The 10,417-nt window shown below is 31.4% G+C and carries 12 protein-coding genes; 5 read left to right on the forward strand and 7 right to left on the reverse strand.

Going from position 1 to position 10,417, the window contains the following annotated elements:
* Positions 1-755, reverse strand: a 755-nt coding sequence (locus tag ACOYLT_RS08165; protein WP_422853379.1) for a glycosyltransferase family 9 protein, incomplete at its 3' end; no start/stop codon positions are given.
* 50 nt (positions 756-805) lie between these two features.
* Positions 806-1,411 carry a DUF4254 domain-containing protein gene (locus ACOYLT_RS08170; protein ID WP_422853368.1) on the reverse strand — a complete coding sequence of 202 codons (606 nt, stop codon included), beginning with the start codon at positions 1,409-1,411 and terminating at the stop codon, positions 806-808.
* Between the two features lie 79 nt (positions 1,412-1,490).
* Here ACOYLT_RS08170 and upp point away from each other — a divergent pair, with 79 nt between their 5' ends.
* Positions 1,491-2,144: a uracil phosphoribosyltransferase gene (gene upp / locus ACOYLT_RS08175; RefSeq protein ID WP_422853369.1), complete on the forward strand. Its 654-nt coding sequence runs from the start codon at positions 1,491-1,493 to the stop codon at positions 2,142-2,144.
* On the opposite strand, the gene ACOYLT_RS08180 is transcribed toward upp, so the two are convergent.
* Positions 2,139-3,068: a DUF6427 family protein gene (locus tag ACOYLT_RS08180; protein ID WP_422853370.1), complete on the reverse strand. Its 930-nt coding sequence runs from the start codon at positions 3,066-3,068 to the stop codon at positions 2,139-2,141. The genes upp and ACOYLT_RS08180 overlap by 6 nt on opposite strands.
* Before the next feature lie 45 nt (positions 3,069-3,113).
* On the opposite strand from ACOYLT_RS08180, the gene ACOYLT_RS08185 reads away from it, so the two are divergent.
* Positions 3,114-3,344 carry a DUF6341 family protein gene (locus tag ACOYLT_RS08185; RefSeq protein WP_422853371.1) on the forward strand — a complete coding sequence of 77 codons (231 nt, stop codon included), beginning with the start codon at positions 3,114-3,116 and terminating at the stop codon, positions 3,342-3,344.
* Here ACOYLT_RS08185 and purD read toward each other — a convergent pair.
* Positions 3,336-4,610 carry a phosphoribosylamine--glycine ligase gene (purD, locus tag ACOYLT_RS08190; protein WP_422853372.1) on the reverse strand — a complete coding sequence of 425 codons (1,275 nt, stop codon included), beginning with the start codon at positions 4,608-4,610 and terminating at the stop codon, positions 3,336-3,338. The genes ACOYLT_RS08185 and purD overlap by 9 nt on opposite strands.
* A gap of 124 nt (positions 4,611-4,734) precedes the next feature.
* Between purD and ACOYLT_RS08195 the strand changes: the two genes are divergently transcribed.
* The 3 genes from ACOYLT_RS08195 (at position 4,735) to ACOYLT_RS08205 (ending at position 7,489) form a co-directional block, all read left to right on the forward strand.
* Positions 4,735-5,481 carry a WD40/YVTN/BNR-like repeat-containing protein gene (locus tag ACOYLT_RS08195; protein WP_422853373.1) on the forward strand — a complete coding sequence of 249 codons (747 nt, stop codon included), beginning with the start codon at positions 4,735-4,737 and terminating at the stop codon, positions 5,479-5,481.
* A 216-nt stretch (positions 5,482-5,697) separates the two neighbouring features.
* On the forward strand, positions 5,698-6,117 hold the full coding sequence (locus ACOYLT_RS08200) for a T9SS type A sorting domain-containing protein (protein WP_422853374.1): 420 nt from the start codon (positions 5,698-5,700) through the stop codon (positions 6,115-6,117).
* Positions 6,118-6,175: 58 nt separating this feature from the next.
* Positions 6,176-7,489: a phenylacetate--CoA ligase family protein gene (locus ACOYLT_RS08205; protein ID WP_422853375.1), complete on the forward strand. Its 1,314-nt coding sequence runs from the start codon at positions 6,176-6,178 to the stop codon at positions 7,487-7,489.
* Here the strand turns inward: ACOYLT_RS08205 and ACOYLT_RS08210 are convergent.
* The 3 genes from ACOYLT_RS08210 to ACOYLT_RS08220 all read right to left on the reverse strand — a co-directional run.
* Entirely contained in the window at positions 7,478-8,260 is a 783-nt protein-coding gene (locus tag ACOYLT_RS08210) for a glycosyltransferase family 2 protein (RefSeq protein WP_422853376.1), read from the reverse strand. The two genes, ACOYLT_RS08205 and ACOYLT_RS08210, sit on opposite strands and share 12 nt — an antisense overlap.
* Position 8,261: 1 nt before the next feature.
* Positions 8,262-9,629 (reverse strand): undecaprenyl-phosphate glucose phosphotransferase, encoded by a 1,368-nt coding sequence (locus ACOYLT_RS08215; RefSeq protein WP_422853377.1) that lies wholly within the window; start codon positions 9,627-9,629, stop codon positions 8,262-8,264.
* A 6-nt stretch (positions 9,630-9,635) separates the two neighbouring features.
* Positions 9,636-10,417: GDP-mannose 4,6-dehydratase (locus tag ACOYLT_RS08220; RefSeq protein ID WP_422853378.1), on the reverse strand; the 782-nt coding region annotated here is incomplete at its 5' end.

Genomic DNA, 10,417 nt, shown 5'->3' on the forward strand with positions numbered 1-10,417 from the left:
CCACTATCCATAGAAAGCATAACGTCAAGATTAGAAATTAATTGGAGTTCTTGTTGCAAAGAAAGTTTTCCAGCGACATTAATCACGTTTGTTTTTCCTTTTGTCAAAGAATTTAATATTTCAATTTCTTTATTCCCTCCGCCAAAAAGGAAGATTTTATTTATATTGTTTAAAGCCAATTCATCTATCACTTGTTGCATCAAATCCATAGGATACACTTTACTTTCATATTGAGCAAAAGGTGCAATTCCTATCCATTTATCTTGTTGTCTTTCTCCTGTAAGCTGAATAATTTCAATAGATAATTGTGCTGTTTCAGGAAATTTTGGATGAGATAAATCAACAGTAAAACCCAATTTATTGAACGTAACAACATGCCTATCTACCATAGATTTTAATGGCTGAAAGATTTTATTTTTAGCTCTTATCAATGCTTTTTTTTCGGCTCTGCCTTTATCGGTAAACGCCACTTTTTTTCCGCTAAAAGCAAATAAATTTCTAATGATTTGAGAACGCAAGACATTGTGTAAATCAGCAACGGCATCGATATTTAGTTTTTTTAAATCGGAGTACAATCTGAGTAATCCGAAAAAACCTTTGTGCCTTACTTTGACGTCAACCGAGAAGAAATCAACATTTGGAATTCCGTTAAAAAAAGGTTTGAAAAAATGCCGTGAAACTACCGAGATTTTTACTCCAGGATTTTGTCTTACAAAAGCTCTGATAACAGGAACCGTCATTGCCACATCGCCCATTGCTGATAATCTGATGACGGCTATATGTTTAATTTTGTTTGACAAAAAAATTATTTTTTATTTTGATACAATACCGGATTCAAATCGTCGTCGTTATACATTTTCATTTGTTTGTACACTTTCATGAATTTATCTCCGTTTTCAATATCGGTCAACAAGTCATTGATAGAAATGAACATATCACTTTTTTGATCTAGCAATACATTTAATTTTTCCTGACATTTTGCTCTATGTTCAGGAGTTGCTTCAGCACGATTGGCTTCTTCACTCATGTGGTAGATTTTTAAAGCCAAAATGGACAAACGGTCAATCGCCCAAGCCGGACTTTCGGTGTTGATTTTAGCATTTGGTCTTACCTGAACGCCTACATGTTTTTGAAGAAAATAACTATCAATATATTCCACCATATCGGTACGAACTTGGTTAGAAGCATCAATTTTTCGTTTCAAAACCAAAGCGGCTACGGGGTCAATATTTGGATCACGAATAATATCTTCATAATGCCATTGCACGGTATCTACCCAGTTTTTGGCATACAATAAATATTCGATGGTTCCTTTGGTATGAGGATTTAATGTTGGTTGATATACATCATCAATAATGTGATAATCTTTGATACTTTGCTCAAAAATAGGAAAGGCAAATTGAGAAAACATAAGTTGAAATTTTAATTTACAAATATAGTTTTTATACATTTGACTTGAAACTTTAAACCTTAAACTTTAAACCTTTATCATGCATATCCATTATATTTCAGAACAAAACAGTATTCTCAATCACTTTTTAGCTCAAATCCGTGATGTTACCATACAAAAAGACAGTATGCGATTTCGCAAAAATATGGAACGGATAGGGGAAATAATGGCTTATGAATTGAGCAAAAATTTGGAATATAAAAAAATAGATGTACAAACTCCATTAGGCATAAAACAGACTACAACTATTGCCGACCATTTGGTTTTGTGTTCTATTCTTCGTGCAGGATTGGCTTTGCATACTGGTTTTATAAACATTTTTGACAATGCTGAAAACGGATTTATTTCTGCCTATCGTCACCATTACAATAAAGATGATAAATTTGAAATTTTAGTAGAATACCAAGCAGCACCATCATTTGAAGATAAAAATTTGATTTTAATTGATCCCATGCTTGCCACAGGACAATCAATTGTTGCTGTTTTACAAAAATTACATTTGGACCAAAAACCAAAAACCATTCACATTGCTGTTGTAATTGCAGCACCAGAAGGCATTGCTTTTTTAGAAAAAAATCTTCCTAACAACTGTCATCTTTGGGTCGCTGCTTTAGATGATAAACTTAATGAAAAGAATTACATTATACCAGGACTAGGAGATGCGGGGGATTTAGCTTATGGAAACAAATTATAATTGAGAAAAGAAACAAAAAAATCCTGCAATTATAAGTAGTAAAAGAACTATTTCCTGATATATTTTACTTTGAGAATATTCAATGTTATTGGTAGTCATAACTGATAATGGAAAAAAAGTAAAAACCAACATCATATTGCTTTTTACAGGTGAAATAAGAAAAACTATTACTCCAATAATTAACCCAAAGATCATTTTTTTGTATGATGCTTGAAGAATCAACGGCCTATTGGTCAGTGAAAAAATCGAGGCAAAAAGAAAGTATATTACAACAACAACATATAAAGAAAAAGCAATATTTTGATAATTATTGGTAAAATATTCTAATTGAAAATTGGTTTTGGTCTGACTTAAAATATGACTTATCCATTTTTTATCAAAGAGGAATGCAGAAAGTAAAAATATCACCGCTGTTGCAAAAAAAGCCACAAATGGCAACAACCAGTTTCTGTAATCTCTTGATGCATGAAAAATTATTGAAATATAGACCAATAATAAAAAAAGTATACACCAAAAATGAAATAAACTGGCGATAAAAATCCAAATAGACGCATCAAATATTTTTTCTTTAGGTGCTTTTAATGTCTGCAAAGAGATCAATCTTCTAATAGCTAATAAAAGAAAAAAATTAGCAAAAAGTAGATTAGAATTATTAAAAATAGAGGGGAAGAAGAGTAAAAATAAAAATAAAAATAAAATCGTATAACTGCTGTTTTTAGTCAATCCGTTTTTTTTAACAATAAAATTTGCCAAGAAAAAAGAACCTAGTAATAAAGTAATTAAGACTGTTTTTTTTAAAAAATCAGAAGAAGGCCCTGAAAAACTCAAATCACTTGTTTGAAACAAGAAAAAGAAAATTAATAATAAAACAGCAACTAAAGAATAATTTAATAGGCTTGATTTTTTAAAAATGCTTGTAATCATGAGGATATTTTATACATTTGTGCTGTAAATATAACATTTTATAAAATGAAAGCATTTTTTGAAGGCATTCAAACTTTATTTGTAGATTTTTTATTCAAACCATTAGATTGGTTACGCGCTTTAGAATTAAGCAATTGGTGGTTAGCAAATATTGTTAGTTGGACACTAGTTTTAGTTTGTTGTAAATATATTGTTTACTGGTGTAAAGAATTAAAGAAACATCAAGATAACAACGAAGAAAACCAAGATACTACGGCTCATTCTTTTTTAAAGTAAATCGGATCCAATATCTTTTCTAAAATACATCTTATCAAAATATAGCTTTTCTATGTTTTGGTAGGATTTTTTTATAGCTTCTTGGAAATTTTCACCGTATGAAGTAATAGCTAAAACCCTACCGCCGTTACTCACTATTTTACCATCTTCCAATTTTGTTCCGGCATGAAAAACAATAGAATCCTGAATGTCTTCTAACCCTATGATTATTTTCCCTTTTTCATAATCTTCTGGATAACCCCCAGAAACCAACATAACAGTTGTAGTGGCTCTTTTGTCTATTTCTAATTCAACTTCGTTTAATTTTTGATGAGCAACAGCTTGAAACAACTCTACTAAATCGGTTTTAATTCTTGGCAATACCACTTCTGTTTCAGGATCGCCCATTCTTACGTTGTATTCAATAACAATAGGTTCACCATTAACAACAATTAATCCAATAAAAACAAACCCTTTATATTCTATACTATCTTTTTGTAAGCCTTCAATAGTTGGTTGAACTATTCTGGTTTCTATTTTTTCTAATAAGATTTCATCCGCAAAAGGAACAGGAGAAACGGCACCCATACCGCCTGTGTTTAAACCTGTATCCCCTTCTCCTATTCGTTTATAATCCTTGGCTGTTGGTAAAATTTTATAATTCTTGCCATCAGTTAAAACAAAACAACTAAGTTCTATCCCGTCCAAAAACTCTTCAATAACTACTTTTGAACTAGCGTTACCAAATTTAGCATGAACCAACATATTTCGCAATTCAGTTTTTGCTTCTTCTAAATCCTGAATAATTAAAACACCTTTCCCGGCTGCTAATCCATCAGCTTTTAAAACATAAGGCGGTTGTAATGTTTCTAAAAAAAGACACCCTTTTTCTACCGTATTTGAAGTAAAACTTTCATACGCGGCCGTTGGTATTTTATGTTTTATTAAAAATTCTTTGGCAAATTCTTTGCTTCCTTCCAGTTGTGCGCCAATTTTTGAAGGGCCTATAACTGGTATTTGATTAATATCTAAGTCATTTTTAAAGAAATCATAAATTCCTAAAACCAATGGGTCCTCGGGACCAACAACTACGATGTCAATTTTTTCTTGAAGTACAAATTTTTTAATAGCTTCAAAATCAGTTGTATTAATAGAAATATTTGTAGCTATCTGAGCAATGCCAGCATTTCCCGGAGCCACAAAAAGGGTAGAGCATTTTGGGCTTTGCAACATTTTCCATGCCAAGGCGTGTTCTCTGCCTCCTGAACCAAGTAGTAAAATTTTCATTTTTTCGTAAGGTTGTGTTATCGTGGCGCAAAAATAACCTTTATCTATTAAAGAATTACTAAAAAATTAACAGGTTAAAATAAAAATGTTATTTTTGTTTTTGAATTTTTTAAAACTAAAAACTATGAAAAAATTATTACTTTCTTTTTCTTTAATTGCTTTAACATCAACCATAAACGCACAGTGGATTTCTCAAGGAACAGGTTTTGCTGCTACAAGTAGAGGTTTAAGCCAAGTTACTGCGTTAGATGCTAATATTGTTTGGGCTTTAGCTTATGATGGCTCAGGCCTTGGTGAAAATATTCAAGAATTTACTAGAACAACAGATGGTGGATCAACATGGACTGCAGGGACTATTGATGTTGGAGATACAACATTAAATATTAATAATATTTCTCCTGTTAGTGCAACTACCGCATGGGCTTCTGCTATAATTAATATAGGAACACCTACTGCGCCTGATGACAATGATGGAATAGGTACAATAGTAAAAACTACAGATGGAGGTGTTAGTTGGACTCCACAATTAACTAATGGTTTTCAAACGGTTGGCTCTTCTTTCTTAAATGGGGTTTACTTTTGGAACGAAAACGTTGGTGTTGCCTATGGCGATCCTGAAGGTACAGAATATGAAATTTGGAGAACTACAGATGGAGGTGCTAACTGGACTAGAGTTTCTGGCAACAAAATAGACAATCCTTTGCTTGGAGAATATGGATACAATAGTACGCCAATTACTGCAGGAGGCACATTATGGTTCCCAACAAACAAAGGTAGATTATTCAGAACCACTGACCAAGGAGTTACTTGGACAGCGGCTCAAGTTCCAGGTTTGACTGATTTTGGTGCTGCTTTACCCGGAAATAGCTGAAGTGCAATTTTTAGTAGTGCTACAAATGGTTATTTATTAAAAACATCTGGAACTGTAGCTACTCCTGTTTACAAATACTACACTACTTCAGATGGCGGAACTACATGGAGTAGTAATACAGGAACTACTTTTACAGGGACACGTAGGATTCTTACTTATATTCCAGGGACTACTACTATAGTAGCTACTTCTCAATCGGCTCCAGTAGGAACATCTATGAGCACTAACAACGGAGCAACATGGACAAACCTTGAACCTGCCGGGATAGATCAAAGAGGAGCCTCTTCTTTTGTAAATGCAAGTACAGGATGGTGTGCTGGTTTTAGTGATGGTGATCCTTTAGGTACTACAGGTATTTTTAAATTATCTGGTCCTTTAGGTATTGATAATGCTTCAACTACTGCTAAGTTTAAGGTTTATCCAAATCCAGCTAATTCAAACGTAACTATTGCTGCTAACCTTGATGTTGATTCATTTAATTTATCAGTAACTGATTTGACTGGTAAAATACTTATGACTAAATCATTAAATGGGATTGAAAATACTGTAGACATTTCTAACCTTTCTAGTGGTGCTTATTTCTTTGAGTTAAGTTCTAACACTAAAAAAGAAGTGATTAAAATTCTTAAAAATTAATTTCAAATAAAATAGTATTTTTAAGGGCTGACAATGTTGGCCTTTTTTTATTGTCTTTATGTTCAACTTTTTTCATTTATCGCTTCAACTAAATGGTTTCCCAATTAAGGAAGCGTCTATTGAATTAGAAAAAATTATAAGTCTTCCTGAAGCAGATTATAGTAATTATATAAACCAGAAGAAAAAAGAAATAGTTGAGTATCACTTGAAAAACAACCTATACTATCGAAATTTTGTTAAAAAAACTTCTTTTGAAAACTGGGATGAGATTCCAGTAATGACTAAAAAAGATTTTCAAAAACCACTTATAGAAAGGCTCTCGAAGGGGTTTTCTTTATCAACTATTTATATAAACAAAACCTCGGGGTCAAGTGGTGATCCCTTTATTTTTGCCAAAGACAAATTTTGCCACGCTTTAACTTGGGCAAATAATATTCGTTGTTTTGGCTGGTTTGGAATTGACTTTAACGCTTCTTTACAGGCCCGCTTTTATGGAATCCCATTAGATTTTATTGGCAATAAAAAAGAGCGCATCAAAGACTTATTAAGTAAGCGTTATCGGTTTCCTATTTTCGATTTGTCTGATGAGATTCTAGAGAAGATTCTAATAAAATTTCAAAATAAAAAATTTGATTACATAAACGGATATACTTCTTCTATAGTTTTATTTGCTAAGTTTTTACAAAGAAAAAATATTTCTTTAACAACGATTTGCCCAACATTACAATTTTGTATAGTAACTTCTGAGATGCTTTTTGAAGATGATAAAGCTTTACTTGAAAAGCAATTTGGCATTCCTATTGTCAATGAATATGGCGCTTCGGAATTGGATTTGATTGCGTTTCAAAACCCTATTGGAGAATGGCAGTCAAATTGCGAAACTTTATTTATTGAGGTTTTAGATGATAATAACAACGTTTTACCAAATGGGAAAGAAGGTCGAATTGTAATAACATCCTTATATAATAAAGCACATCCTTTTATTCGATATGATATTGGTGATATTGGTATTTTAGATGAAAAAAGCACTTTAAAAAAACCTATTCTAAAAAAACTACTAGGAAGAACAAACGATATCGCCATTCTTCCTAGTGGTAAAAAATCACCCGGATTGACATTTTATTACATCACCAAAAGCATCATTGAAGATGATGGAAACGTGAAAGAATTTGTAATCAAACAAACTAAAATCGACACTTTTAACATCGAATATGTAAGCAATTTTGAATTAACTGAAATTCAGATTCAACAAATCAAAAATGCTACTACAACCTATTTAGAGGAAGGTCTACTGTTTTACTTTATTCGAAAAGAAAAACTTGAACGCAGTAAAAGCGGAAAATTGAAACAGTTTGTATCGTTAATTAAATAGTTTTTGTGTTTTCTTACTATAGCTTGGTTTAATAATAAGTTGTGTGAAGATGAATAGCAAAATACATCCAAGCGAAACAAAATAATTCATCTTGTGAAAATGATGATACACATTAAAATTGAACTTTAGCAGTTCTATTTTAGATGCTGAAATCGAGTTTTTTCTAACTCTATAGTATGCTAAAACTTCTGGAATGGGTTGAGCGACTTTAATTTTTTTTAATATAGTAAGCCACAACATCCAATCTTGTCTTTTTCTTATTTTATAGATGGGTATTTTTCCAAGAATTTCAGCATTGTAAATTGCTGTTGAATTTCCAATATAATTACAAAAAAAAAGCTTTCGGTAAGTAGTAAATTTAGGTGCTTCTTTTCTTATACTCATATTAAGTCCCTCTTCATCAATACATTCGTAGAAACTAAAAGTAAATGGTAGATTGTTTTTTTTCATGAAGTTCAACTGACTTTCAAGCTTATTAGGCATCCATAAATCATCTGAGTCAAGAAATGCAATATAATTACCTTTAGAGTTAGCGACTCCAATATTTCTTGCAGCTCCAGTTCCTTCATTTTTGTCCAATGAGTATAAATTGATTCTGGAATCTAATTGTAATGCTTTGTTGACAATTTCAAGGGTTTTATCGTTAGAACAATCATCAATTATTATTAACTCCCAATTATAATGGGTTTGAGCTTGAACGGATTGAATTGAAGCGGAAATGAATTTTTCAGAATTATAAGTGGGAGTTATAATCGATACCAAATCATTCATTTTAATAAGCTTTTTCTTCTCCTTGAAAGATATTTATAACGGTTTGGATAATGATCTTTAAATCCATTATTAAAGACCAGTTTTCAATATAAAAAACATCGAGTTTAATTCGATTAATCATGTCTTCTTCGGTTTCGATTTCACCTCTATATCCTTTTACTTGAGCCAAACCTGTTATTCCTGGCTTGACATAATGACGCACCATATATTTCTTTATTTTACTAGCATAAGCTTTGTTTTGTAACCATAAATGTGGTCTTGGTCCAACAACAGACATGTCGCCTAAAAGAACATTGAAAAATTGAGGTAATTCATCAATACTTGTTTTTCGCATGAATTTTCCTATTTTAGTAACTCTTGGGTCGTTTTTAGAAGCTTCTTTTTCTGTAGTTCCATTGACTTGCATGGAGCGAAATTTATAACAGAAAAATTCTTCTTCGTCTAATCCTGGTCTACCTTGTTTGAAAAAAACAGGGCCTTTTGACTCTAGCTTAATTAAAATTGCAATTAAAGGTGTTAGCCAAGAAAGTAAAAAAAGAATAACAAATAGGGAAAAACTAATGTCAAATGCTCTTTTTATTCCCTTAATAATTGGATTATGTAATTGGGTTTTTTGTAAAGACAAAACGGGAAATAATTCGTAATAGTCAATTTTTAAATTCTTTGAATATATCCCTTTTGTATCGGGAATAAATTTTATAGCTTTATTATTGTCATCTGCAAATTCAACCAATTCTTTCAGTTTTTCATTTGAAATCTCATTAAGAGAGCAATAGATTTCATCAATTTTATTTTCTAATACAAATGATTTTAAATCTTCTATTTTACCTTTTACTTCTGGATTTTGTTTCTTATCTGAAAAGAAACCTGCAAAGCGATAACCATAATCTTTTCTATTTTCAAAAACTTCTTTTAATCGAATTGCCTCCGGAGTATAACCAATTATAACTGCACTCCTAAAATTGCTGCCCGTTACTATCCTGTATTTTTTTAAATAGAAAAATAAAAAATACTTGAACATTACGATTAGAATAAAGCTAATCGTCATAAAAAAAGCTATTGCTTTTCCGCTAAAAATAACCGTTTTTGCAAAAGGGAAAAAGGCTATCACAATTAGTAAAAAAATACTAAACTGTTTAAACAGTTTTGAAATAATCTCTACAGGTGTTGTAAATCTGAATACTTCATAATATTTTACTAAGATTGCAATTAATAACCAAGAAGCAGATTGATATATCAAATAATAAAGCTCATTAATCTTCAATTCTGTGAAAAAATAATGACTTAGTAATGTAATTACTAGTAGATCGAATAAAATACTTATCGGTCTAATATATTTTGAATATCTCCCAGTTTGTTGCGCAACCATAAAATACTAGTGGATGTATCCTTTAAAATCTTTATGCTCTTCTTTTAAAAGCTCCTGTAAAGACAATGATTTAAAATAATCATATGTTAATTTCATTCCTTCATCACGTTTTACTTTGGCTTCCCATCCTAATAATTGTTTAGCTTTAGTGGTATCAGGTTGACGTTGCATTGGATCATTTATTGGTAAAGGATGATACACAACTTTTTGATTTGTTCCAGTTAATTTAATGATTTCTTCTGCAAAATCTTTAATTGTGATTTCATCTGGATTGCCAATATTTACTGGATAAACATAATCCGAATGTAGTAATCTAAAAATTCCTTCCACTTGATCGGTAACATAACAAAACGAACGCGTTTGACTTCCGTCACCAAAGATGGTTAAATCTTCTCCTCTTAAAGCTTGACCTATAAAAGCCGGAATTACACGCCCATCATTAAGACGCATTCTTGGTCCATAAGTATTAAAAATTCTAACTATTCTGGTTTCTACATTATGAAAAGTATGGTAAGCCATGGTTATAGATTCTTGAAATCTTTTAGCTTCATCATAAACCCCTCTTGGGCCAATGGTATTTACATTTCCATAATAGTCCTCTGTTTGAGGATGAATTAAAGGATCGCCATAAACTTCTGATGTTGAAGCTATAAGTATTCTTGCTTTTTTTACTCTGGCTAAACCTAGCAAATTATGTGTGCCTAAAGAACCAACTTTTAAAGTTTGAATAGGGATTTTTAAATAATCTATTGGACTGGCAGGAGAAGCAAAATGTAAAATATAATCTA

Origin of the sequence: Flavobacterium sp. (genome assembly GCF_049318185.1) — a bacterium.
Classification (GTDB): domain Bacteria; phylum Bacteroidota; class Bacteroidia; order Flavobacteriales; family Flavobacteriaceae; genus Flavobacterium.

Coding starts and splice junctions, on each gene's coding strand:
- ACOYLT_RS08170 (WP_422853368.1), bottom strand. CDS start 1,411: ATGTTTTCTCAATTTGCCTTTCCTATTTTTGAGCAAAGTATCAAAGAT.
- ACOYLT_RS08180 (WP_422853370.1), bottom strand. CDS start 3,068: ATGATTACAAGCATTTTTAAAAAATCAAGCCTATTAAATTATTCTTTA.
- upp (WP_422853369.1), top strand. CDS start 1,491: ATGCATATCCATTATATTTCAGAACAAAACAGTATTCTCAATCACTTT.
- purD (WP_422853372.1), bottom strand. CDS start 4,610: ATGAAAATTTTACTACTTGGTTCAGGAGGCAGAGAACACGCCTTGGCA.
- ACOYLT_RS08185 (WP_422853371.1), top strand. CDS start 3,114: ATGAAAGCATTTTTTGAAGGCATTCAAACTTTATTTGTAGATTTTTTA.
- ACOYLT_RS08210 (WP_422853376.1), bottom strand. CDS start 8,260: ATGAATGATTTGGTATCGATTATAACTCCCACTTATAATTCTGAAAAA.
- ACOYLT_RS08215 (WP_422853377.1), bottom strand. CDS start 9,629: ATGGTTGCGCAACAAACTGGGAGATATTCAAAATATATTAGACCGATA.
- ACOYLT_RS08195 (WP_422853373.1), top strand. CDS start 4,735: ATGAAAAAATTATTACTTTCTTTTTCTTTAATTGCTTTAACATCAACC.
- ACOYLT_RS08205 (WP_422853375.1), top strand. CDS start 6,176: ATGTTCAACTTTTTTCATTTATCGCTTCAACTAAATGGTTTCCCAATT.
- ACOYLT_RS08200 (WP_422853374.1), top strand. CDS start 5,698: ATGAGCACTAACAACGGAGCAACATGGACAAACCTTGAACCTGCCGGG.